We start from the raw sequence: 22238 nt of genomic DNA on the forward strand, positions 1-22238 counted from the left end.
CTCACCTCGCCGGTATGACGATGAGAGTGAGGCCGCGCGGCGGTTCTGGATACCTCCGGCGCCGCCCCGGCACCCGTTCAGGTGACGGGGCGGCCGTGCCGGGTCAGCAGAAGTCGGTGCCGCCTTCGTAGCTGGACTTCAGGTACGCGGCGTCGCCCGCGATCATCGCCATGACCTTCTTCTTGGCGTCGAGGTCGAACAGGATGCCCCGGCCGTTGCTGGTGGTGACCAGGTACGCGGCGCCGCCGTTCAGCTCCTGGCCGAGGTTGCCGTAGATCGAGCTGAGCGAGGCCAGGGACATGCCGATCCAGGCGCCGGACGGGGTCGGGATGGTCTTCGCGCGGTTGATCACGAGGTAGAGCTCGCCGTCGGGGCGGAACTGGAGCCGGACCTCCTGCCATACCCCCGTGCCGGTGGCGGTGCTGTTGACCGGGCAGGTCTCCCCGCCGGTCGCGACGTCGGCGAGCAGGCCGTCGGCCTGCAGGTCGGCGAGCTTGGCGCCGAGGGCGTACGGCCCGGCGCCGTCCACGGTGAGGTGGACCGCAGGGGATGGCGAGGCCGCCGGGCTCGCCTCGGTGCTCGGGGTGGCCTCGGCGGGGAGGCTGGTGACCGCGCTGGGCGCGGTGGACGGCGGTTTCGGGTCGTCACCGCAGCCGGCGAGCATGGCCACGGCGAGGAGGGGGAGGAGTGCGCGACGAAGCATGGTGAGTAGTGGAGCGGATCGGCCCGCGCCGCACTGTCACCGAGCCGACTCGCACGGTGAGTTCTCCGCAACAGCTCTCAGCCGAAGGCGGTGAGGAAGCGGTCGCGGAAGGCGTCCATGCGCCAGACGGGGGCGCCGGGGCCGGGCCGGAGGCCGTCCTGCCAGGACCACGCCGCGACGCGATCGAGCAGGGCGGGATCCCTGGCGACGATGGTGACGGGGGCGTCGCGGCTGGCCCGCTGGCCGGTCACCGACGGCGAGGGCTGGTGGTCGCCCAGGAAGACCAGCACCAGGTCGTCGCCGCCGTAGGTCTCGACATAGGAGATCAGGGCGTTCAGGGAGTACGCGATCGCGTTGCGGTACGCGGACCGCACGCGCGTGCGGTCGCGCTGCTCGACGATCTCGGCGGGGTCGTCGGAGCCGGACGCCGCGGCGTAGACGGAGCCGTCGCCGACCGCGTCCCAGTCGAGCATGCGCGGCACCGGCTCCCAGGGCGAGTGGCTGGAGATCAGCGGGATCACGGCCATCACCGGCAGGTGTCCCGGCTGCCGTTCCCGCTGCTGGAAGGTGTGCAGCGTGTACTGGTCGGGCATGGTCGCGAAGCTGTAGCGCGGCCCGGCGTAGCCGAGGTCGGGGGCGGTGTAGACCTGGTCGTAGCCGTACACCGCGCCCTCGGGCCACGGGGTGGTGGTGGCCGGCATGACGGCGACGGTGCGCCAGCCGTCCTGCGCGAACAGCCTGGGCAGGGTGAGCCGGTCACTGGCCAGCAGGGTCTTGTAGCGCTGCTGGTTGGTCACCCACAGCCCGGACAGCAGCGTCGACTGCGCCAGCCAGCTCCCGCCGCCGGTCGTCGGCGAGGTGAGCCAGGCGCTGCGCGCGGCGTACCCGGCCGCCCGCAGCCGCGCGTACCCGTCGTCGAGCACCGCGCCGACCTGCGGGGACAGCTCGGGGTCGGCCAGCGCCACCTTGCCGTAGCTCTCGATGAACGCGACGACCACGTCCTTGCCGCGCAGCGCGGTGAGCGCCTCCCCGGCGGGGGTGCCGCGGTACGCGTCGGTGGACAGCTGCTCGGCGAACGTCTGCCGGTCGCCCGCGCCCCGTTGCAGCTGGTGCGCCTGGTCGTAGGCGTCGTGCGCGGCGACCGGCACGCCGGGCACGAGCTGCGCCCCGGCCAGGGCCAGCGCCAGCCACGCGGCGGCCAGCGCCGTGACGGCGCTCGCGGCGGGTCGCCGGTGCGCCACGGCGAGCCGGGCCACCCGCCCGAACGCGACGGTGACCAGGGCGAGCACGCCCACGGCGAGCAGGACCGCGGCGGCGACGGCGGCCCACATGAGGGCGCTGCCGTACGACTGCCCGACGTAGTCCGCGCCCGCGACCAGGAACGGCCAGTCCAGCACGGGTTCGAAGGGCCGGTCGAGCACGGCGGAGAAGCCGAGGCTGATCCCCTTGACGATGCTGAGCAGGCCCAGCACGACGCCCAGCGTTACCACCGCGATCCGCCTGCCCCGGGGCGGCAGCACCAGCACGACGGCCAGCGCGACCAGCCCGTCGAGCGGGATGCGCACGAACGCGGCCGGGCTCAGCCGCCCCAGCTCGCTCGGCGCCACCAGCAGCACGAACACGAACACGAAGGCCAGCACCAGCCCGGTCCGGGCCAGGATCTGCCGCAGCCGCCCCATTCAGCGGGCCAGGTGCAGGGTGTGCGCGGCGCGGCGGGCCTTGGTGGCCAGGTAGCCGGCGTTCGCGGGGGACAGGTGCACGCCCGTGGGGATCCGCTCGGCCACCGTCACGCCGAGCCGGGTGAGCTGGTCGGCCTTGTCGGGGTTGTTGCTGAGCAGGGCGACCCGGTCCACGCCGAGCGCGCCGAGCATCTGCGCGGCCACCGTGTAGTCGCGGGCGTCGGCGTCGTGCCCGAGCGCGAGGTTCGCCTCGTAGGTGTCCAGGCCGGTGTCCTGCAGCGCGTACGCGTCGAGCTTGGCGTACAGGCCGATGCCGCGGCCCTCCTGGCGCAGGTAGAGCAGGTAGCCCCCGGCGGTGGCGATGCGCTCGGCCGCCTCGCGCAGCTGCGGGCCGCAGTCGCAGCGCTCGCTGCCGAACACGTCCCCGGTCAGGCACTCGCTGTGCGGGCGCACCAGCGGGACCGGCCGGTCCGCCGCGCCGAGCGCCAGCGCCAGGTGTTCGCGGCCGTCGACCAGCCCGGCGAACGTGATCACGCGCGCGGTGACGGTGTAGCCGTCGTGGAAGCGCAGCGGCACCGGCACCTGCGTACGGACGGTCGCGGCGGGCGGCATCGTGGTCATCGGTCTCCCTGGTCTGCGCTGCCGAAGCGCGGCGACAGCGCGTAGCGCAGCAGCACGACGTCGCCGATCTGCCGGACCTCGGCGAGTTCCGCCCGGCGGCCCGGCCGGAACGGGAAGTGGCCGTCGCCGACGAAGCGGCTGGCCCGCGAGTCGCCGACGAAGAACGGGGCCACCACCAGGTGCAGCTCGTCGGCGAGGTCGGCGGTGAGGAACTGGGTGTGGATGGTGCCGCCGCCCTCCACCATCAGCCTGCTCACGCCGCGGGTGTGCAGGTCCTTGGTGACCCAGTTCAGGTCGACGGGCTCGCCGCCGTCCACCACGGTGGCGACCTCGCCGAGCCTGCGCCGGGCGTGCTCGACGCGGCGGCTGGCGCAGTACACCAGCTTCTCCACGTCGCCCGTGGCGAAGAACGCCGCGGCCGGGTCGAGCATGGCCTGGGCGGTGACGGTGATCTTCATGGGGGAGGGCGGCAGGCCGCGGGCCACCCGCGCGTCGCGGCGGGCCTGGTCGCGCACCATCAGGCGCGGGTTGTCCCGGCGCACCGTACGCGCGCCGACCAGGATCGCGTCGCAGCTCGCGCGCACCTCGTCGACCCGGTCGAAGTCGGCGTCGTTCGACAGCAGCAGCCGCTCGTCGCTCGCGGCGTCGAGATAACCGTCGATCGACATGCTGCAGCTGAGCAGGACGTACGGGCGGTCAGACATCGCTTCCACCTACCCGCGCGGTGCCCGGCGCAATCATGCGGGCCAGCAGCACGGCCGCCCCCGGCAGCGCGGCGACCAGGACCAGTACGCCGTACGTCACGGCGGTGGCGACGCCCTGCGTGGCGGTCATCCCGGCGGCGCCGAACGCCCACGCCGCGACGCCCTCGCGCGGGCCCCAGCCCGCGAAGCTGACCGGCAGCGCCATCGCCAGCAGGGCGAGCTGGGTCAGCGGCACCAGCAGCGGCAGCGGCGCGGTCGCCCCGGCGGTGCGCGCGGCGAGCAGGAACAGCACCAGGTGCCCGGCCACGCCGAGCGCCGACACGGCGACGACGCCCACCAGCACGCGGGGGGCGGACAGCGCGGTGCGCAGCTCGGCGATATTGCGGCGCAGCCCGTCCCGCCAGCGGGCGGGGGGCCGGGTGGACCCGGCACGGGTCAGCGCCTGCCCGGCCAGCCAGCCTGCCGCGCCGAGCAGCGCGGCCACCACCAGCACCAGCGGCATGTACGGCCGCACCGGCGAGGGCAGCACCAGCAGCAGCACCGTCGTGGCGGCCAGCTGCACGGCCAGGCCGATCACGCGCTCGGCGACCACGGCGCGCACGGCCAGGCGCACGTCGCTGATGTCGAGCCCGTGCCGCAGCGCCCGGTGCACGTCGCCGGCCACCCCGCCGGGCAGCGTGGTGTTGAGGAAGATCGCGTGGTAGTACGCCGCGACGGCCCGGCCCAGCGGCAGCCGCACGCCGAGCCCGCCCGCTACCAGGCGCCAGCGCCAGGCGCAGCAGACCGTGGTCAGCACGCTGACGGCGAACGCGGCGGTCAGCGCGGCCCGGTCGATCCGGCGTACCCCGTCGAGGAACGGGCCGGTGCCCACCTGCCACAGCAGCAGCGCCAGGATGGCCAGGCCGCCGAGCAGGCGGGCCCACCGCCAGACCTGTCGCGCCGCCGTACCCGGTGGCCGGGTGGGGTTCCCCGTCAAGGCGCCGCGCAACACGATCTCCCGTCCAAGCACTTCATCTTCCTAGGGGTAACGGCCCCGGGTGTCTGTGGATTTATACACAGAGCGCCCATCATCAGGTGGCCTCGCGCGTCACCGCCACCCCTGAGAGGACGGCAGCGGCCCGCCGGGCGGTGTCACCCCATCCGATGAGCGTGTCACGGCGGCCGAGGGCCGCCCGGCGCAACCGGTGCCGCAGCGCCGCATCGGTCAGCCAGCTTCGCAGCGCGGCGGCCAGTGCGGCCGCATCGCCCGGTGGCACCAGCAGCGCGGGCGGGCTGCCGTCCGGGGCGCGGCCGACAGCCTCGGGCAGCCCGGCGACATCGCAGGCCAGCACCGGGATACCCCGGGCCAGCGCCTCGGTGACGACCATGCCGTAGCTCTCCCCCCGCGAGGGCAGGACGAGCAGATCAGCGTTCGTGTACGCCGCGTCGAGCGTCGGACCCGTCAGCGGCCCCAGCAGGGCGATCCGGCGCGCGGCCGGGTGCGCGCGCAGCGCCGCCACGAAGGCCGGATCACGGTCGAGGGAACCGGCGAAGACGCAGGTCCAGGGCAGATCGTCCAGCCGGGACAGGGCGTCGGCCAGCACGTCCTGTCCTTTGTGCGGGGCGAGTGCGGCCACGCAGAGCAGCCGCGATCCGGCCACCGACCCGGGCGCGGCGGGGGCGGCGTCGACGCCGGGGACGGCGACGTGGACCAGGGCGGGCGGCAGCGCGTACCGCTCGATCAGGCGGGTGCGGCACCACCGGCTGACGGTGAGCACGGCGGCCGCCGCCCGCAGGGCGCGGCCCTCCTCGATGTCCAGGTCGGCGGCTTCGTCGCCGAACACCATGTGCGCGAGCACGACCAGCCGCAGCCGGTCCGCGCGGGCCGCCAGCACGGCCCCGGCCCCGGCGGCGACGAGCCCGTCCACCAGCACGACCGCGTCCCCGGGCAGGGCGTCCAGCCGCTGCGCCAGCGCGGCGAGCACCGTTCCCGGCGGACGCGGCCACCCGCCCGGCAGGGCATGCTCGCGCACCGCCCACCCGAGGGCGGACAGGCCGTCGCACAGCCTGCGGTCGTAGTGGTTGCCGCCGCTCGGCGCGGCCGGATCGTCGATGTCGCCGGGGAGCACGACGTGCACCACCGGGTCGACGGTCGCGGACGGCCCGCCGGCGTCCGGGCCCGAGGTCACAGGGTGCGCTCGTAGCTCGCCCAGGCGATGTGGGACTCGTGCAGGGTGACCGTGATGCCGGCGAGCTCACGCGCGCCGTCGCCGAGCGCGCCCGCATGGGCCTGCTCGGCGAGCCGGTCCGCGATCACCTTCGCCAGCACCTCGGTGGTGGTGTTCAAGCCCCCGAGCGCGGGGACCTCGTCGAGGTTGCGCAGATTGAACTCGCCCACCACGGCGTTCAGCTCGCGGGCGGCGGCGGCGATGTCGACGACGATGCCGTCGGCGTCCACGTCCGCGCGGCGGAACGTCGCGTCCACCACGAACGTGGCGCCGTGCAGGCGCTGCGCGGGCCCGAAGACCTCACCGCGGAAACTGTGGGCGATCATCATGTGGTCGCGGACGGTCACGCTGAACACCGGTCACTCCTTGCCGTAGGTGATGACGTGGCACAGGGCCGCCAGGGTGCCGTCGGCCAGCCTGGCCAGCACCTCCGGCAGCTGCTCGAAGCCCGACTCGCCGGACAGCAGCGCGTCGAACACCGGGTCGCGCAGCAGGTCCAGGGCCAGCGCGAGCCGGTCGGCGTGCGAGCGGCGCGCCGCGCGGGCCGGGGACACCGTGCCCACCTGGCTGGCGCGGATGCTCAGCCGCCCGGAGTGGAACTCCCCGCCCAGCCGCAGGCCGACCTCGCGGTCGCCGTACCAGCTCAGCTCGATCACGGTGCTGTCGGGGGCGAGCAGCTCCAGGCCGCGCTGCAGGCCCGCGGCCGACGCGCTCGCGTGGAACACCAGGTCACAGCCGCCGTCGGCGTCCTGCGGAAGGCGGAACGGGATGCCGAGGGCGCCGGCGAGCGCGGCCCGGCCCGGATCGGCGTCGACCAGCTGCAGCCGTACGCCGGGCAGGCGGGACAGCAGGATCGCGGCGCAGGCGCCGACCATGCCCGCGCCGACCACGGCGATCCGGTCGCCGACCAGCGGCCCGGCGTCCCAGAGCGCGTTGACCGCGGTCTCCACGGTGCCCGCGAGCACCGCCCGGCGGGCGGGCACCCCGTCGGGCACCGGCACCACCGCGCTCGCGGGCACGACGTAGCGGGTCTGGTGCGGGTAGAGGCAGAACACGGTGCGGCCGAGCAGGTCAGCCGGCCCCTGCTCGACGACGCCGACGTTGAGGTAGCCGTACTTCACCGGGCCGGGGAAGTCGCCCTCCTGGAACGGCGCGCGCATGACCGCGTACTGGCTCTCGGGCACCTCACCGCGGAACACCAGCGTCTCGGTGCCCCGGCTGATGCCGGTGTGGACGGTGCGCACCAGCACCTCGTCCGGGCCGGGCGTGGGCACCGGCACCGGCCGGATCTCGCCCGCGCGTGGCGAGGCGATCCAGAAGGCCCGCGCGTAGGATGCCATCGATATCTCCTCAGCCGATCTCCACCGAACCTAACGGAGGCGCCGTGCCGTCGCTGCGACCGGGCCCGGTGATCGGCCTGATCGTCCAGTTCGCCCTGCTGGTGGTGCTCGCCTCGACGACGGGGCTGGGCAGCGTGGGCTGGCTGGCCGGCATCGGGTACGGCATCGCACTGTGCCTGCTGGTCGACCGGGCGCTGCGGACCGCGCGCCGGAACGGGTTCGGCCCCGCCGACCGGGTCACGCTGAGCCGGGCGCTGCTCGTCGGCTGCGTCACCGCGCTGGTCGTCGACTCCTTCGCCCGCGAGATCGCAGTGCCGGTGCTGGTCGGGGTCACCGTGGTGGCGCTGGTGCTCGACGCGGTCGACGGCCGGGTGGCCCGGGGGACCGGCACCGACTCGGCGTTCGGCGCGCGCTTCGACATGGAGGTCGACGCGTTCCTGATCCTGGTGCTGAGCGTGTACGCCGCGCCCCGGTTCGGGCTCTGGGTGCTCGCCATCGGCGCGATGCGCTACGTGTACGTGGTGGCGACCTGGGTGCTGCCGTGGCTGAACGGGCGGCTGTTCCCGCGCTACTGGCGCAAGGTGGTGGCCGCCGTCCAGGGCATCGTGCTCTGCGCCGCCTCCGCTGACCTGCTGCCCCGCTCCCTGGTCGTGATCGCCCTCGGGGCCGCGCTCGCCCTGCTCACCGAGTCCTTCGGCCGCGACGTCGTCTACCTCTTCCGCCACCGCGCCACCACCCGGGCGCTCGCCCCCGTCGCCGCCGCGCCGGAGGCCGGCGGCAGAGTGGGGGATCAGAGCGAGCGGGTGCGGGCGTAGACGTCGCCGGAGCGGCCGAGCGGGCGGAAGCGCTGGTCGAGCAGGTGAGCCAGTTCGGCGGCGGTGAGCCAGTGGCCGCTCGCGAAGCGCATGGTCTCGACGGGGGCGTAGTTGTACTCGTAGCGGCCCGCGCCGAGCTGCTCGACCAGCTCCAGTGAGGTCAGGGCGGCGTCGTGGGCGGGCGGCAGGTACTCGAAGGACAGGGCGCGCAGCGGGCGGGACAGGCCGCGCAGCACGTCCGTCTCGAAACCCTCCACATCGATCTTGCAGAAGGCCGGTTCACCGTGCGCGGCGATCAGGTCGTCGAGCGTGACCACCTCGACCTCGACCGCGCGGTCCCAGCGTACGGCGGCGAAGCGGTCGTCGGTGCTGGTCACCGTCTCGATCCACTCGTGCGACATACTGGACACGGTCGGGGTGGCCGAGGACAGGGCCAGGCTGGCCGTGCCCGGCCGCGCGCCCACCGCGATGGGCAGGATCGCCACCTGCGGGTCGCGCCCGAAGAACAGCCGCAGCACGCGCAGGCAGTCCGGCTGCGGCTCGACCGCGACCACCCGGGCGCCCAGCCGCCGCCACGGCCGCACCCGGCTGCCCACGTGCGCGCCGATGTCGAAGGCGACGTCACCGGGGCCGAGGAACTGCCCGTAGAAGCGGCGCATCCGCCGGTGCCGGCCGGGGATGCCGTGATACATCGCGAGAGACCGGGTGATCCCCCAGGCGCGAGCGAGCATGGCCGAGCCTAACCCGCCCGGCACCCCACGACAGCGCCCTCGATCTCGTGGCGGCTCGCCGCGTGGGTCCTGGATCTAGATGAGCTGTTGTTGCCCGGGTGACCACAAAGCTTCTAGATCTGCTTCGCCGCGCATCGCGCGCCGGTGCAAACCGGTTGGGTACGCGGCGCGCGGGTGGCATCGTGAGCTGCGTGATCGAGCTGCCCGACCTGATGCGCCGCACCGCCGTGAGCCGGGGCGCCCACGACTGGCTCGCGTCCCTGCCGGAGCGGGTCGCCGACGTGTGCGCCGACTGGGCGCTGACCCCCGGTGAGGCGCTGACCGGCGGGTCGGCCGCGCTGGTGCTGCGAGTCCAGGCAGCCGACGGCACCGACGCGGTGCTGCGCCTCGCCCCGCCCGGCGACGGCTTCGCGGGCCAGGTGCGCACGCTCGAAGCGGCGAACGGCCACGGTTACGTGCGGCTGTACGCGTACGACGAAGGCCGCGACGCGGCCCTGCTGGAACCGCTGGGCCCGGCCCTGCCCGCGGCCGGGCTGCCCCCGGAGGAGGTCCTCGACGTGCTGGCCGCGACGCTGCGCGAGGCGTGGCGGGTGCCGCACCCGCCCGGCGCGACCGTGCCGCCCGGCGAGGACAAGGCCGGCACCCTGCACGAGCTGATCGTGCAGCTGTATCCGGAGACCGGCGAGCCGTGCTCCCCGGCGGTGCTCGGCCGGGCGCTGGACTACGCCCGCCGCCGCGCCGACGCCTTCGACGTGACCGGCAGCGTGGTCTGCCACGGCGACGCGCACCCGGACAACGCCCTGGCGGTGCTCACCCCGCGAGCGGGCGCCGAGTCCGGGTACGTCTTCGTCGACCCGGACGGCTTCCTCTGCGACCCCGGCTACGACCTCGGGGTCGCGGTGCGGGGCTGGGAGTCCGAGCTGCTGGCGGCGGCCGATCCGGTGGCGCTGCTGCGCGGCTGGTGCGCCCGGCTGGCCACGGCGACCGGGGTGGACCCGCAGGTGATCTGGGAGTGGGGCTTCATCGAGCGGGTCTCGTCGGGGCTCTACATGATCCGCCACGGGCAGCCGGAGAGCGGCCGGGCTTACCTGGCCTCGGCGGAGCGCCTGCTGGGCTGAGTCGCAGCAAGATCTTGCGGGGCGTCGGCGTGCCGATCTGCTTCGGACTCGTTGACTTCGTTGAAAGTTCTTGTGAACATTGCCGCAAGGTTTCAGCGCGGTTTCAATCCCGTGCGAGCCGGTGCACCGCGACGACTCGTCCCCTCGTACCGTCCGGAGTGTTCCCATGCTGCGACGACGCAGACTGCTTCCCCTGGCGCTGACCGCGGTGCTCGCCGCGATGCTGCCCCTACCCCTGTCCGCCCCGGCGGCAGCCGCCCCCTCGGGCACCAAGGACGTCATCGTCCAGCTCTTCGAGTGGAACTGGCCCTCGGTCGCCACCGAGTGCACCAACTACCTCGGCCCGCGCGGCTACGGCTACGTGCAGGTCTCCCCGCCCCAGGAGCACGTGCGCGGGCAGCAGTGGTGGGTCGCGTACCAGCCGGTCAGCTACCGGGTCGAGTCCCGCAAGGGCACCCGGGCGCAGTTCCAGTCGATGGTCACCACCTGCCACAACGCGGGCGTGAAGGTCATCGTCGACGCGGTGGTCAATCACACCACCGGCGTCGGCTCGGGCACCGGCTGGGCCGGGTCCACCTACACGTCGTACAACTACCCGGGCATCTACCAGACGCAGGACTTCCACCACTGCGGCCGCAACGGCAACGACGACATCGTGAACTACGGCGACCGGTACGAGGTGCAGAACTGCGAGCTGGTCAACCTCGCCGACCTCAAGACCGAGAGCGACTACGTCCGCACCAAGCTGGCGAACTACCTCAACGACCTGCTCAGCCTCGGCGTGGACGGGTTCCGCTGGGACGCCAGCAAGCACATGCCGGCGGCCGACATCGCCGCGATCAAGGGCAAGCTGTCGCGCTCGGTGTACCACGTGCAGGAGGTCATCTACGGCGCGGGCGAGCCGGTGCAGCCGACCGAGTACACCGGCAACGGCGACGTGCACGAGTTCCGCTACGGCAAGGACCTGGGCCGGGTGTTCCGCCACGAGCGGCTGGCGTACCTGAAGAACTTCGGCGAGCCGTGGGGACACATCGCCACGGGCAAGGCGGCCGTGTTCGTCGACAACCACGACACCCAGCGTGAGGGCGGCGACATCCTGACGTACAAGGACAACGGCATCTATGCCCTGGCCAACGCGTTCATGCTGGCCTGGCCGTACGGCTCGCCGACCGTGATGAGCAGCTACGAGTTCACCAACAAGGACCAGGGGCCGCCGTCGGACGCCAACGGCAAGACCAACAACGCGACCTGCTTCAGCGGCGGCTGGCGCTGCGAGCACCGCTGGCAGGTCATCGCGAACATGGTCGGCTTCCACAACGCGGTCAAGGGCACCACGATGGTGAACTGGTACGACAACGGCAACAACCACATCGCGTTCGGCCGCAACGGCAAGGGCTACCTCACGATCAACGACGAGGACGGCGCGGTCAACGGGCGCTCGTACCAGACGAACCTGCCCGCGGGCCGCTACTGCGACGTCATCCACGGCGAGAAGAGCGGCACCACCTGCACCGGCCCGGTGATCACGGTCGACGCGAGCGGCTGGTTCGCGGCGAACGTGGCCGCGCACGACGCGATCGCCATCCACGTCAACGCGAAGATCAGTTAGCCCGGTTTCGGAGACGAAGCTCCCTTCGTGCTGTTCGGCGGCACGGAGGGAGCTTCGGCCACGGCCGGGGCCGCCGCCCGGAGCGGCAGCCGAGGCCGCCCCGACCCGCGAGAAGGGTCCGATGGGCGCGTCCGCGTGGCACCCTGGAACCCATGAGCGAGCGGACCACGGCCGCCGTCCCGCCAGCGGCGCCTGAACTGACCGGGACCGGGGATCTCGGGCTGTTCGGGCCCGGCTCGGTCACCTGGCGCGTGCACTCCGAGCCGGTGCTGTGGGTGGCGGGCGTCCGGTCGCTGTTCCTGCAGGCGCTGCACCCGAGGGCGATCGCGGGCGTGGTGCAGAACTCCAGCTACAAGGTCGAGCCGTGGTCGCGGCTGCTGCGCACCGCGGACTACGTCGGGACCGTCATCTTCGGCACCACCCAGCAGGCCGCCGCGGCGGGCCGCCGGATCCGCGGCATCCACGCCCGGATGCGCGGGGTGGACCCGCGCAGCGGGGAGACGTTCCGCATCGACGAGCCGGAGCTGCTGCGCTGGGTGCACGTCACCGAGGTCGAGTCGTTCGTGAGCACCGCCCGGCGGGCCGGGCTGGAGCTGACCGACGCGGACGTGGACGGCTACTACACCGAGCAGCGGCGCGCGGCCGAGCTGGTCGGGCTGGACCCGTCGACGGTGCCCGGGACCCGCGCGGAGGTCGCCGCGTACTACCGGCGGCTACGGCCGCAGCTCGCGCTCACCCGGGAGGCGCTGGACACGCTGTTCTTCCTGATGGCGCCGCCGCTGCCGTGGCACCTGGGGCTGACCCCGGCCCGGCTGGTGTACACCGGGCTGGCCGCGACCGCGTTCGCGCTGCAACCGGGCTGGGCGCGGCGGGTGTACGGCACGCTCGGCCTGCCCACCACGGACCTGTCCGCCTCGGTGTCGGTGCGCGGCCTGCGCCTGGCCACGCGGCTGCTGCCGGAGCGCTTCCAGCACGGCCCCATCTACCGCGACGCGATGGCCCGGGTGGCCGCCCGTTCCGCTGAGAGTTAAGAAGGTGCCCTTCCTCTACGTAAAACGATAAGAAGGTGCCCTTCCTTCAGGTCCAGGCGGGGGAGGGGGGCTGGGACTGCTGGGCCTCGCCGGAGACGCGGGGGTCGCCGGTGCGGAAGGCCTCCCACCAGCGCTCGCCGTCGGCGGCGAAGGAGGTCAGCGGGATGACGGTGCCGTCGGCGCGTTCGACTTCGAGGCGGTCGAAGCGGATGTCGCCCTCGATGCAGTACGCGCCGTCGCCGCCGGGCTCCTCACGGCCGCACTCGCAGAACCAGTAGAGGGTGTGCGCGGCGGGCGGGCCGCCGGAGTCCAGGACCAGGCTCAGCCGCTCCGGCCAGTCCTCGGTGAGCTGGGGGTCGTTCAGGAAGCTCCAGCCGTACATCGGGTTCGACCAGCCCACCGAGGCCAGGAACACGTCGGCGGCGTCGGCGTCGGCCAGGTCGATGGCGTTGCCGTAGTCCCGGCTGAACGTCCGGTCCGCGCGCAGCAGCACCCGCACCAGGGACACCCCGGTGAACACGAGGGCGCGGCGGGTGTCCGGGTCCACCGGCCCGTACGCGGGCAGCGCCAGCACGTGCAGCAGCAGCCGCACGGTGCGGCCCGGCCAGTTGACGCGCAGGCCGACCACATCGGACTCGTTGAGCGCCGTGTTGCACCGATCGAGCGGGGATCGATCCTGGGCCATGGCGCCATCATCGCGCGTGAGGCGGTCCGCGCGCATGACCCGTACGCCACGGATCGGCCGACCGGTCAGCCGAACGGAGCGAATCGGACGGCACGTGCGGATCTTCACGTAAACATGGGATGCCTCTAAGGTGTCGGGCATGCGAGTGAGGGGATACGCGCCCGCCACGCCGTGCTGGGCCGAGTACGCCGCCGCCGACACCGGCGTCGCGGCGGCGTTCTACAGCGGGTTGTTCGGATGGGCGCCGGGCGAGGTGTTCACGCTCGACGGCCGTGCCGTCGCGGGCATGGTGCCGGGCCAGCCCGGCCGTCCCGGGGCCTGGCTCGGGTACGTCTCGGCGCCGAGCGCCGACGACATGGTGGCCACGGTCGTGGAGGCGGGCGGCTCGGTGCTGGCGCCGCCGCACGACCGGGGCGGCATGGGCCGGGCCGCGCTGGTGACCGACGCCGAGGGCGCCGTGTTCGGGTTGTGGCAGCGGGGCAGCCTGGGCGGCGCCGAGGCGGCCAACGAGCCCGCGACCATGTGCTGGACCGAGGTGGTGACCTGGCGCGAGGACACGGCCGTGGACTTCTACGGCAAGGCGTTCCGCTGGTCGGAGCGCAAGAGCGAGATCGCCGAGGGCGTGGACCACATCGAGTGGTTCATCGACAGCCGCGTGGTCGGCGGGATGTCCGTGATGGACGAACGCTACCCGGCCGGCACGCCCGCGCACTGGCGCATCACGTTCGAGGTGGCGGACTGCGCGGCGACCGTGGCCCGCTGCACGGAGCTGGGCGGCATGGTGCAGATCGGCCCGCTGGAGCTGCCGGTGGGCGACTACGCGCTGCTGACCGATCCGCAGGGCGGCAGCTTCGGGGTGATCGCGCTGTCCGACGCGATCCTGGCGACGCGGCTGTAGAGACGGCGGAGGGTGCGCCCCACGGCGGGGGCACACCCTCCCGAGCGGCTCACCAGTTGGTCGAGCCCGGGACGACCGGCCACGGCTTCCACCACGGCTTGATCAGGTACACGATGCCGCCGGGACCCGAGGCCACGGTGCCGTTCGCCCGGTAGCGCTTGGTGCGCTGCCAGATCTTCTCGAACTGCGCGCGCTTGTACACGTTGCGCACCGCGTCGTTGCTCGACGACGCCGGGTCGTTGACGATCACGTCGCCCTCGGCGGTGAAGCCGACGATGACGAAGATGTGCCCCGACGTGCCGTAGTTGGCCCCGTCCAGCTCCTCGGACAGGAACGACTGGCTGGTGATCACCGGCATGCCGGCCTTGATGAACCGCTCGATCTCGTCCAGCGAGTGCAGGCGGGTCACCTTGGCGTCGATGCCGGGGTAGGACGCGGCGTACGCGGTGTTGAAGGGCCAGTTGCCCGCGCCCTCGTACGCGTAGTCGTAGACCATCCGGGCCGCGTGGTCGACCTGCGGGTCCTCGAAGGCCGGGTCCACCCAGGCCAGGTCCTGCGCGGACGGCCCGCGGTGGTAGTACTCCAGCACCATCGTGGTGGACGTCGGCGAGCACCAGGCCTGGCCGCCGCCGTCGTACTCCGGGTACTCCCCGATGTGGATGTTCTGGGAGCGGCGGGGCACGTTCAGCTCGGTGCCCCAGGCGATGCCGCCCGCGCTCGGCGCGACCTCGAACCGGTCCGGCACGAACGAGCTCATCGCGCCCAGCATCCAGACCCGCGGCGCCTGCCACTGGTCCGGCGCCCGGTAGAGGGTCAGCCGCAGCTGGTACGCGTGCAGCAGCACCCCGTTGTCGGCGTCGTCGATGGAGAACGTGTCGGTCCAGATCGTCGACCACGGGTCGCCCTGGCGGTTGACCGTGGTGCGCTTGATGTCGCCGTCACCGGAGGCCCAGCGGCCCATGACGTACCACGGCGTCTGGCCGCCGATGTTGTAGGTGCCCTGCAGCTCGACCTGGATCCAGGTGCCCGCGGGCGTCTCGGCGTTCCACGAGGCGACCAGCTCCGTGGCGTCGAACCCGACCTCGGTCACCGGCGAGGTCCAGGTCGAGTACGCCCAGGTCTTCGTGGTGCCGGTGTAGGGGTCGGTGTAGTCGGTGGTGCCCGCCGGGCGGAGCATCGTGATCCCGGTGCGCACCCCGGGGATGGCGAAGGTGCCCTGGTGGGTGCCCTGGCGCCAGGCAGGGTAGCTGGACCACTCCTGGAAGGTGATCTGCTCGTCGTGCGTGACCGGCGCGGCCGCGGCGGGCGCCCCGGTGGCGGCGGTCAGTGCGGCGAGGCTGAGCGCGGTGAGGCCGGCGACGGCGGCCGCCCGCAAACGTGATCTGGCCATGGAGTCTCCGCGGGGATGGGATGGGACATTCACCCGCCACTATCGCGGTTGAAGCTTAGTTTCGCCATACCCACTCGGGTGGAAGATTTCTTCAGTGCCTCAGGCGGTCGCCTCCGCGGGCGCGGCCACCGACGACTCGGGCTTCTCCTCGCCCGCGGCACCCTGCTTACGACGGCGGCGGATCAGCCAGCCCACCACGCCGATGAGGCTGGTGACCACCGCGGACCAGGTGCCCCAGTTGGTCAGCACCTGCCACACCGTGTACGGCATGGTGCGGTGCACCTCGATGCGCAGCGGCACCTCGTGCGTGATGACGTGCCCGTTGCTCAGCGGCACCTCCAGGTGCGCGGTCAGGTCCAGGGCGTCGGTCGGATGCTTCGGCTTGATCAGCCAGGTCCACAGCATCTGCACGTCGCTGCCGGTCGAGGCGTTCACCGCCTCGGCCGGGGTGATCTCGACGTCCTCGGGGTTGCCACGCAGGCTGGCCCGCACCGTCGGGCCGACCTTCATCTCACCGGCGGGGGTGGTCACCGCGTTCGGCACCAGCGCCTCGACCTTGCTCTTCAGCTCCGCGCCGGAGCCGACGGACAGGCCGATGCGCGCGGTCTGCTCGACGTCCAGCGACGCGGGCGCCTGCCAGTCGACGCGCTGCTTCACCAGCTCGCGGGTGGCCGCGTCGATCTGCGCGAACTGCCCGGTGCTGCTGCCCGGGACGGTCCCCGGGACGGCCGCGCTGTCGGGCTGCTGCCCGCAGCCCGCGAGCACGGCCACGGCGGCGGCCGCGGTGACCACGCCCAGCAGCACGCGTGTTCCGATGTGCATGGTGACGGCTCCTCCCCGCTGAAATCCCGTCACATCATGCCACCCGGACATCACGCCGGGGTCACCTCAACGGACGCTCCTCACGCAGCCGAACACGCAGCGCGGCGACGCTTTCCGCGGCCATTCCGGCGCCGGTCAGATAGCCCTCGACCGAGCCGTGCCGCTCCCGCAGCGCGTCCAGGAACGCCCGCATCGCCTCGGCCGGAGTGCTCGCCAGGTACGGCTCCAGCGGGGGGCGTTCCGGGCGGTTGACCCGCTGCCAGGCCAGGTATCGGGCGGTGCCGTGCTCGGTCAGCGCGTAGTCGGCGGCGATGTCCTCATCGGACACCCCGGCAAGCTCCAGGGTCAGCGCGACCACTATCCCGGTACGGTCGCGCCCGCCGAGGCAGTGCACCACCGTCGGGCCGGAGCCGGTGGCGATCAGCTCCAGCGCGCGCACGATGTCGGCGGCGGCCAGCTCGGCGGTCTCCAGGTAACGCGCGGTCAGGAAGGCGGCCACGCCCGCCTCCGGCGAGTAGTCCTCGCCCCGCCAGGCGGGGTTCGTCAGCGGCACGCTGTGCCAGGCCGTGCAGCACCACTCCGGGGCGCGGCCGAAGCTCGCCAGCTCCCGCGCGTGCCGCAGGTCGATGACGGTGTGCACGCCGAGCGCGGCGAAGCGCTCCCGGTCGTCCTCGCGCAGCGCGGTCAGCGTGTCCGAGCGGAACAGCACGCCGTGGCGCACCGTAGCCCCGTCCGCGGCGGCCAGCCCGCCGACGTCGCGGAAGTTGAACAGCGGGCTGGTGAAGTCCACCAGCCGCGTCGCGTCCCCTGGCGTCACGTGTCCTTCTCTCCGGCTCACGCGTCGAGCAGCCGCGTCCGCAGCCGGTCCAGCCGCTCGCGGTGCAGGCCCGCCGCCACCAGGTACTCCGCGACGGAGCCGTGCCGCGCGCGCAGGCCGTGCAGCGTGATCATCATGGCCTCGGCGGGGGTGTGCGTGTAGAACGGCGGCGGGTTGGTGTGGTCCTCGTTCGGGAACGCCGTGCGCACCCAGTTGCTGAACGCCGGGGCGCTGCGCTCGGTCAGCGCGTAGTCCGCGGCGATCTGGTCCTCCGGCACGCCGAGCAGGTCCAGGGCCAGCGCGGCGATCAGGCCGGTGCGGTCCTTGCCCGCCACGCAGTGCACCACCGTGGGGCCGTTGCGGTCGTCGGCCAGCATGCCGATCACCCGGGCGATGTCGGTCCGGCCGTGGTGGGCCAGCTCCAGGTAGCGCTCGGACAGCCAGCGCGCCACCCCGATCTCGGCGGTGTACGTCGAGTGGTCCCACAGCGGGTGGTCCAGGTGGTTGTGCCGCCACACCACCTGGGTCCACTCCGGCACGCGGCCCATCGACGCGACCTCGGCGGGCCGGCGCAGGTCGATCACGGTGCGGATGCCGAGCGCGGTGAACGCGACGCGGTCCTCGGCGCCCAGCCGGCTGAGCGTGTCGGACCGGAACACCGTGCGCCGGCGCACCGGGCGGCCGTCCTTGGTGGTGAGTCCACCCAGGTCGCGGAAGTTGAACAGCGCGGCGAAGGCGATGCTGCGCTCGGCGGCGGGCGTGATGGTCACCCCGTTACCGTAATCAGCGTCACCGCCCGGCAGTAGCCGGGACCGCGTCACATCGGCTACCAGGTCACCCCAGCTGAACCGAACGTTTGGCCAGGCCCAGCCAGAAGCCGTCGATCACCGTACGCTGTTCGGCCAGGTCGGACTCGCCCGCGCCCAGGGTCACGAACAGCGGGGCGAAGTGCTCGGTGCGCGGGTGCGCCATCCGCCCGGACGGCGCCTTGGCCAGGAAGTCCAGCAGGCTGTCCACGTCGCCGGAGTCCAGCGCGGCCCGGCCCCAGTCGTCGAACTCCGCCGACCAGCCCTGCACCGGAGCGTCCGCGCCGAGCTGCATGTACGGCATAGCGGCGCGCAGGTTGTGGGTGAAGAACCCGGAGCCGATGATCAGCACTCCCTCGTCACGCAGCGGCGCGAGCCGGCGGCCGATCGCCATCAGCTCCCGCGGGTCCAGCGTGGGCATGGAGATCTGCAGCACCGGGATGTCCGCCTCGGGGTACATCTCCACCAGCGGCACGTACGCCCCGTGGTCCAGTCCCCGGTCGGGCACGTCGGCCAGCGGCCGCCCCGGGCCGCGCAGCAGATCGCGCACCTTGGCGGCCAGCTCCGGCGCGCCCGGAGCCGGGTACTGCACCTCGTAGTAGCGCTGCGCGAACCCGCCGAAGTCGTAGTAGAGCGGGACCGTGCTGGTCGCGCCGATCGCCAGCGGCGCGTTCTCCCAGTGCGCGGAGACCACCAGGATCGCGGTCGGCCGGGGCAGCTCACGCGACCAGTCCGCGAGCTGCCGCGTCCACAGCGCGTCGTCGGCCAGCGGCGGCGCCCCATGGCTGAGGTAGATAGTCGGCATCCTGCTCATGCCCACCAGATTACTTGACTGTTCAACTACCCGTCGAGTGTCCCCGCTCACCCACCCCGGGCCCCGTCAAGATCACGTCGATCTTGCGCGAAGTGTTAGGGATTTGCCCGATGAGTGCGTGTCGTACCCGCAGTTCACGCAAGATCGGCGCGGTGGGAGGGCGGTGGGGGTGGGGTGGGGAAAGCCCGGCGGGACGTCTCCCGCCGGGCTTCGGTCCGCCGCCTGGCACGGCGGCGGGCCGGTGCGCCGTCAGGCGGCCAGGGCCGCCTCGGCGTCGAGGGTGACGGCCGCGGCGTGCACGACGGCTGCGATGCGCAGTGCCTCGTGTACGGCCTCGCGGCCGACGCCGGTGCCGATCAGGGTCTTCTCGTGCGACTCCAGGCAGACGCCGCAGCCGGTGATCGCCGACACGGCGAGGCTCCACAGCTCGAAGTCGGCCTTGTCGACGCCGGGGTTGCCGATGATCTGCATCCGCAGCCGGGCCGGGAGCGTCTGGTAGGCGTCGTCGCCGATCAGGTGCTTGGACCGGTAGTAGACGTTGTTCATCGCCATGATCGAGGCGGCGCCCTTGGCCGCCTCGATCGCCTCCGGCTTGAGGTGGTCGGCCGCCTCGGCCGCGATCTCGCGCAGCACGAACGCGTTGCGCGCGGCGAAGGCGCAGGCCAGGGCGGTGCCCCAGAGCTGCTGCCCGGTCAGCGGGGAGGTGCCCAGCACCGCGCCGAGGTTGAGCTTGGTGTCGCGGGCGTACGCCGGCAGCGCCGCCTTGATCGCGTCGAGGCCCATCAGACGGCGGCCAGCAGCTTGCCGGCGTCGAGGGTCTCGCCGCCCTTGTTCCAGTTGCACGGGCACAGCTCGTCGGTCTGCAGTGCGTCCAGCACCCGCAGCACCTCGGCGACGTTGCGGCCCACCGAGCCGGCGGTGACCATCACGAACTGGATGACGTTGTTCGGGTCCACGATGAAGGTCGCGCGCTGCGGCACGCCGTCCTCGCCCAGCACGCCGGCCGCCTCGGTCAGCTCGCGCTTGACGTCGGCCAGCATCGGGAACGGCAGCTCCCGCAGGTCGGGGTGGTTCTTGCGCCACGCGTGGTGCACGAACTCGTTGTCGACCGACCAGCCCAGCACCTGCGCGTCCCGGTCCGCGAAGTCACCGTTGAGCCGTCCGAACTCCGCGATCTCGGTAGGACAGACGAAGGTGAAGTCCTTGGGCCAGGAGAACAGGACACGCCACTTGCCCTCGTGGGACTTGTGGTCGACCGTCTCGAAGGCCTTGTCGGCGTCGAGCGAAACGCAGGCGGTCAGTTCGTAGGCGGGGAAGTGGTCGCCGACGGTGAGCACGCTGGTACCTCCATGTGCGGGGCTTTACTTGAGCGGTTCAAGATTAGGCACCTGGCTGGGGCACACGGGTTACCAGATCATGACATTGTGGCGGCGGGCACAGGGCGGCTGCCCGCGCTCGCGACGCAGGTCAGCCTGTGCGCGTGTCCACGGCATGCGACACGGTGTCCCGAATTCCGGGAGGTTGCTGGCCCACGGCCCGCAAAAATGGGACGCTACCCAACGTGATCCACCTCGCTCTGATTATTCGCACCTAGCGCGCCGGCCGCCCCTGGGAAACCAGGCCCCTTGCCGACGCGCAGACCTCCCGCGACCGCGGGGGGTCTTTTGTTTTGCAGCAAGCTTCATCACTGGAGGTCAGACGACATGCAGATCTTCGACACCACGCTGCGCGACGGCGCCCAGCGCGAGGGCATCACCTACTCCGTGGCCGACAAACTCGCGGTGGCGCGGCTGCTCGATCAGTTCGGCGTCGGTTTCATCGAGGGCGGCTGGCCCGGGGCGGTGCCCAAGGACACCGAGTTCTTCGAACGGGCCAGAACCGAACTCGACCTGAAGAACGCGGTGCTGGTGGCCTTCGGCTCCACCCGCAAGGCGGGCACGCCCGTCGCGGACGACGCGCAGATCGCGGGCCTGCTCGCTGCGCAGACGCCGGTGGTCTGCCTCGTCGCCAAGTCCGACCTGCGCCACGTCGAGCGCGCGCTGCGCACCACGCCCGAGGAGAACCTCGCGATGGTCGCCGACAGTGTGACCCACCTGCGCGCGCACGGCCGCCGCGTCTTCGTCGACTGCGAGCACTTCTTCGACGGCTTCCGTTTCGACCCCGAGTACACCGCGTCCGTGGTGCGCGTCGCGCTGGACGCCGGCGCCGAGCGGGTGGTCCTCTGCGACACCAACGGCGGCATGCTGCCGTCGCAGGTCAGCGCGGCGATCGGGGAGCTGGCCGAGCGGCTGGGCGTCGACCCGGCCGTGCTCGGCATGCACGCGCAGAACGACACCGCGTGCGCCGTCGCCAACACCATCGCCGCGGTGGAGGCGGGCGTACGCCACGTGCAGGGCACCGCGAACGGCTACGGGGAGCGCCCCGGCAACGCCGACATCTTCGCGGTGGTGGCGAACCTGCAACTCAAGCTGGGCATGACCGTCCTACCGGAGGGCTGCCTGGAACAGATGGCGCACGTCTCGCACGCCATCGCCGAGATCGCGAACATCGCACCCGACACCCACCAGGCCTACGTCGGGTCGGCCGCCTTCGCTCACAAGGCGGGGCTGCACGCGAGCGCGATCAAAGTCGACCCGGCCCTCTACAACCATGTGGACCCGGCCGTCGTCGGCAACGACATGACGATCCTCGTCACCGAGATGGCCGGCCGGGCCAGTATCGAGCTCAAGAGCCGCGAGCTCGGCCTGGACCTGGCCGGTCATCCCGACACGCTGTCCAAGGTGACGCACCGGGTGAAGGAGCTGGAGGCGGCCGGCTGGTCCTTCGAGGCCGCCGACGCGTCCTTCGAGCTGCTGGTGCGCCAGTCCCTGGGCGAGCAGACGACCCCGTTCTCACTGGAGTCGTACCGGGTGATCGTCGAGCACCGCGAGGACGGCGCGGTGGTCAGCGAGGCGACCGTCAAGCTGCGGGTACGTGGTGAGCGGGTGATCGCCACCGCGGAGGGCAACGGCCCGGTGAACGCCCTGGACCAGGCCCTGCGCCAGGCACTGGAGCGGCACTTCCCGCAGCTTGCCGGTCTGGAGCTGGCCGACTACAAGGTCCGCATCCTGGCCGGCTCGCACGGCACCGACGCGGTGACGCGGGTGCTCGTCGAGACGGTGGACACCGACGGCCGGGACTGGACCACGGTCGGCGTGCACGAGAACGTGGTCGAGGCCAGCTGGCGGGCGCTGGTCGACGCGCTCGCCTACGGCGTGACGGCGGCGGGCGGCGACCGGCGGGTGCGCTCACGCGGCTGACGGGCGCTTGCATCGGGCGGCATGGCCCTGTTTTAGCTGGTCCCGAACCCCTGAACAGGTGCCATGACCGCCCGCTTGCGAAAGGATACTACGCAGTAATCGCAAGAAATGTAAACTCTTGACATCGATGTGCGTGGTTGGCATGGTGC

At 72.6% G+C, this 22238-nt stretch carries 23 protein-coding genes; 6 read left to right on the forward strand and 17 right to left on the reverse strand.

Annotated features, from left to right (window positions below; genetic code table 11):
- Window positions 1–103 precede the first annotated feature (103 nt).
- The 8 genes from Cba03nite_RS01020 to Cba03nite_RS01055 all read right to left on the reverse strand — a co-directional run bounded on the left by Cba03nite_RS01020 (window position 104) and on the right by Cba03nite_RS01055 (window position 7254).
- A complete protein-coding gene (locus tag Cba03nite_RS01020) occupies window positions 104–703 on the reverse strand; it encodes a hypothetical protein (protein WP_203740591.1) in 600 nt (199 codons plus the stop codon).
- A 77-nt stretch (window positions 704–780) separates the two neighbouring features.
- Window positions 781–2382: a sulfatase-like hydrolase/transferase gene (locus Cba03nite_RS01025; protein ID WP_203740593.1), complete on the reverse strand. Its 1602-nt coding sequence runs from the start codon at window positions 2380–2382 to the stop codon at window positions 781–783.
- Complete coding sequence (locus Cba03nite_RS01030) at window positions 2383–2994, reverse strand: GTP cyclohydrolase II (RefSeq protein ID WP_203740745.1); 612 nt, start codon at window positions 2992–2994, stop codon at window positions 2383–2385.
- 5 nt (window positions 2995–2999) lie between these two features.
- On the reverse strand, window positions 3000–3707 hold the full coding sequence (locus Cba03nite_RS01035) for a RibD family protein (protein ID WP_203740595.1): 708 nt from the start codon (window positions 3705–3707) through the stop codon (window positions 3000–3002).
- Window positions 3700–4695, reverse strand: a complete 996-nt coding sequence (locus Cba03nite_RS01040) for a lysylphosphatidylglycerol synthase transmembrane domain-containing protein (protein ID WP_373315711.1) — start codon at window positions 4693–4695, stop codon at window positions 3700–3702. The genes Cba03nite_RS01035 and Cba03nite_RS01040 overlap by 8 nt, the downstream gene beginning before the upstream one ends.
- A gap of 82 nt (window positions 4696–4777) precedes the next feature.
- A complete protein-coding gene (locus tag Cba03nite_RS01045) occupies window positions 4778–5875 on the reverse strand; it encodes a glycosyltransferase family 4 protein (RefSeq protein ID WP_203740598.1) in 1098 nt (365 codons plus the stop codon).
- Window positions 5872–6270 (reverse strand): 6-pyruvoyl trahydropterin synthase family protein, encoded by a 399-nt coding sequence (locus Cba03nite_RS01050; protein WP_203740600.1) that lies wholly within the window; start codon window positions 6268–6270, stop codon window positions 5872–5874. The genes Cba03nite_RS01045 and Cba03nite_RS01050 overlap by 4 nt, the downstream gene beginning before the upstream one ends.
- A gap of 3 nt (window positions 6271–6273) precedes the next feature.
- On the reverse strand, window positions 6274–7254 hold the full coding sequence (locus tag Cba03nite_RS01055; protein WP_203740602.1) for a zinc-dependent alcohol dehydrogenase: 981 nt from the start codon (window positions 7252–7254) through the stop codon (window positions 6274–6276).
- 44 nt (window positions 7255–7298) lie between these two features.
- Between Cba03nite_RS01055 and Cba03nite_RS01060 the strand changes: the two genes are divergently transcribed.
- Window positions 7299–8069, forward strand: coding sequence for a CDP-alcohol phosphatidyltransferase family protein (locus Cba03nite_RS01060; RefSeq protein WP_203740604.1), 771 nt, complete (start codon window positions 7299–7301; stop codon window positions 8067–8069).
- Here Cba03nite_RS01060 and Cba03nite_RS01065 read toward each other — a convergent pair.
- Window positions 8045–8800, reverse strand: a complete 756-nt coding sequence (locus Cba03nite_RS01065; RefSeq protein WP_203740606.1) for an FkbM family methyltransferase — start codon at window positions 8798–8800, stop codon at window positions 8045–8047. The genes Cba03nite_RS01060 and Cba03nite_RS01065 overlap by 25 nt on opposite strands.
- A 182-nt stretch (window positions 8801–8982) precedes the next feature.
- Between Cba03nite_RS01065 and Cba03nite_RS01070 the strand changes: the two genes are divergently transcribed.
- The 3 genes from Cba03nite_RS01070 to Cba03nite_RS01080 all read left to right on the forward strand — a co-directional run bounded on the left by Cba03nite_RS01070 (window position 8983) and on the right by Cba03nite_RS01080 (window position 12558).
- On the forward strand, window positions 8983–9918 hold the full coding sequence (locus Cba03nite_RS01070) for an aminoglycoside phosphotransferase family protein (RefSeq protein ID WP_203740608.1): 936 nt from the start codon (window positions 8983–8985) through the stop codon (window positions 9916–9918).
- Between the two features lie 166 nt (window positions 9919–10084).
- Window positions 10085–11527: an alpha-amylase gene (locus Cba03nite_RS01075; protein ID WP_203740610.1), complete on the forward strand. Its 1443-nt coding sequence runs from the start codon at window positions 10085–10087 to the stop codon at window positions 11525–11527.
- A 152-nt stretch (window positions 11528–11679) separates the two neighbouring features.
- The gene (locus tag Cba03nite_RS01080) at window positions 11680–12558 is read left to right on the forward strand and encodes an oxygenase MpaB family protein (protein ID WP_203740612.1); all 879 of its coding nucleotides are present in this window, start codon (window positions 11680–11682) and stop codon (window positions 12556–12558) included.
- Window positions 12559–12604: 46 nt separating this feature from the next.
- On the opposite strand, the gene Cba03nite_RS01085 is transcribed toward Cba03nite_RS01080, so the two are convergent.
- A complete protein-coding gene (locus Cba03nite_RS01085) occupies window positions 12605–13243 on the reverse strand; it encodes a hypothetical protein (RefSeq protein ID WP_203740614.1) in 639 nt (212 codons plus the stop codon).
- A gap of 139 nt (window positions 13244–13382) precedes the next feature.
- Here Cba03nite_RS01085 and Cba03nite_RS01090 point away from each other — a divergent pair, with 139 nt between their 5' ends.
- Window positions 13383–14141, forward strand: coding sequence for a VOC family protein (locus tag Cba03nite_RS01090; protein WP_203740616.1), 759 nt, complete (start codon window positions 13383–13385; stop codon window positions 14139–14141).
- A gap of 49 nt (window positions 14142–14190) precedes the next feature.
- On the opposite strand, the gene Cba03nite_RS01095 is transcribed toward Cba03nite_RS01090, so the two are convergent.
- From Cba03nite_RS01095 to Cba03nite_RS01125, 7 genes are all read right to left on the reverse strand, one after another.
- Window positions 14191–15531 carry a C39 family peptidase gene (locus Cba03nite_RS01095; RefSeq protein ID WP_203740618.1) on the reverse strand — a complete coding sequence of 447 codons (1341 nt, stop codon included), beginning with the start codon at window positions 15529–15531 and terminating at the stop codon, window positions 14191–14193.
- Between the two features lie 99 nt (window positions 15532–15630).
- Complete coding sequence (locus Cba03nite_RS01100) at window positions 15631–16353, reverse strand: hypothetical protein (protein WP_203740620.1); 723 nt, start codon at window positions 16351–16353, stop codon at window positions 15631–15633.
- Between the two features lie 61 nt (window positions 16354–16414).
- The gene (locus Cba03nite_RS01105; RefSeq protein WP_203740622.1) at window positions 16415–17170 is read right to left on the reverse strand and encodes a tyrosine-protein phosphatase; all 756 of its coding nucleotides are present in this window, start codon (window positions 17168–17170) and stop codon (window positions 16415–16417) included.
- Between the two features lie 17 nt (window positions 17171–17187).
- The gene (locus tag Cba03nite_RS01110) at window positions 17188–17940 is read right to left on the reverse strand and encodes a tyrosine-protein phosphatase (protein ID WP_239125366.1); all 753 of its coding nucleotides are present in this window, start codon (window positions 17938–17940) and stop codon (window positions 17188–17190) included.
- 64 nt (window positions 17941–18004) lie between these two features.
- Window positions 18005–18790 (reverse strand): dioxygenase family protein, encoded by a 786-nt coding sequence (locus tag Cba03nite_RS01115; RefSeq protein ID WP_239125367.1) that lies wholly within the window; start codon window positions 18788–18790, stop codon window positions 18005–18007.
- 249 nt (window positions 18791–19039) lie between these two features.
- Window positions 19040–19573, reverse strand: coding sequence for an alkylhydroperoxidase, AhpD family (gene ahpD / locus Cba03nite_RS01120; RefSeq protein ID WP_203740624.1), 534 nt, complete (start codon window positions 19571–19573; stop codon window positions 19040–19042).
- On the reverse strand, window positions 19573–20127 hold the full coding sequence (locus Cba03nite_RS01125; RefSeq protein ID WP_203740626.1) for a peroxiredoxin: 555 nt from the start codon (window positions 20125–20127) through the stop codon (window positions 19573–19575). Before Cba03nite_RS01125 ends, ahpD begins: the two co-directional genes overlap by 1 nt.
- Before the next feature lie 366 nt (window positions 20128–20493).
- Here Cba03nite_RS01125 and cimA point away from each other — a divergent pair, with 366 nt between their 5' ends.
- Complete coding sequence (gene cimA / locus Cba03nite_RS01130) at window positions 20494–22089, forward strand: citramalate synthase (RefSeq protein ID WP_203740628.1); 1596 nt, start codon at window positions 20494–20496, stop codon at window positions 22087–22089.
- Window positions 22090–22238: the final 149 nt, after the last annotated feature.

The organism is Catellatospora bangladeshensis (assembly GCF_016862575.1).
In the GTDB taxonomy this organism is placed as follows: domain Bacteria; phylum Actinomycetota; class Actinomycetes; order Mycobacteriales; family Micromonosporaceae; genus Catellatospora; species Catellatospora bangladeshensis.

What these genes read in the sequence shown, in the direction of transcription:
- Cba03nite_RS01095 (WP_203740618.1), bottom strand. Translation starts at nt 15,531, where the DNA reads ATGGCCAGATCACGTTTGCGGGCGGCCGCCGTCGCCGGCCTCACCGCG.
- Cba03nite_RS01100 (WP_203740620.1), bottom strand. Translation starts at nt 16,353, where the DNA reads ATGCACATCGGAACACGCGTGCTGCTGGGCGTGGTCACCGCGGCCGCC.
- Cba03nite_RS01090 (WP_203740616.1), top strand. Translation starts at nt 13,383, where the DNA reads ATGCGAGTGAGGGGATACGCGCCCGCCACGCCGTGCTGGGCCGAGTAC.
- Cba03nite_RS01075 (WP_203740610.1), top strand. Translation starts at nt 10,085, where the DNA reads ATGCTGCGACGACGCAGACTGCTTCCCCTGGCGCTGACCGCGGTGCTC.
- Cba03nite_RS01030 (WP_203740745.1), bottom strand. Translation starts at nt 2,994, where the DNA reads ATGCCGCCCGCCGCGACCGTCCGTACGCAGGTGCCGGTGCCGCTGCGC.
- Cba03nite_RS01080 (WP_203740612.1), top strand. Translation starts at nt 11,680, where the DNA reads ATGAGCGAGCGGACCACGGCCGCCGTCCCGCCAGCGGCGCCTGAACTG.
- Cba03nite_RS01020 (WP_203740591.1), bottom strand. Translation starts at nt 703, where the DNA reads ATGCTTCGTCGCGCACTCCTCCCCCTCCTCGCCGTGGCCATGCTCGCC.
- Cba03nite_RS01115 (WP_239125367.1), bottom strand. Translation starts at nt 18,790, where the DNA reads ATGAGCAGGATGCCGACTATCTACCTCAGCCATGGGGCGCCGCCGCTG.
- ahpD (WP_203740624.1), bottom strand. Translation starts at nt 19,573, where the DNA reads ATGGGCCTCGACGCGATCAAGGCGGCGCTGCCGGCGTACGCCCGCGAC.
- Cba03nite_RS01085 (WP_203740614.1), bottom strand. Translation starts at nt 13,243, where the DNA reads ATGGCCCAGGATCGATCCCCGCTCGATCGGTGCAACACGGCGCTCAAC.
- Cba03nite_RS01035 (WP_203740595.1), bottom strand. Translation starts at nt 3,707, where the DNA reads ATGTCTGACCGCCCGTACGTCCTGCTCAGCTGCAGCATGTCGATCGAC.
- Cba03nite_RS01025 (WP_203740593.1), bottom strand. Translation starts at nt 2,382, where the DNA reads ATGGGGCGGCTGCGGCAGATCCTGGCCCGGACCGGGCTGGTGCTGGCC.
- Cba03nite_RS01055 (WP_203740602.1), bottom strand. Translation starts at nt 7,254, where the DNA reads ATGGCATCCTACGCGCGGGCCTTCTGGATCGCCTCGCCACGCGCGGGC.
- Cba03nite_RS01065 (WP_203740606.1), bottom strand. Translation starts at nt 8,800, where the DNA reads ATGCTCGCTCGCGCCTGGGGGATCACCCGGTCTCTCGCGATGTATCAC.
- cimA (WP_203740628.1), top strand. Translation starts at nt 20,494, where the DNA reads ATGCAGATCTTCGACACCACGCTGCGCGACGGCGCCCAGCGCGAGGGC.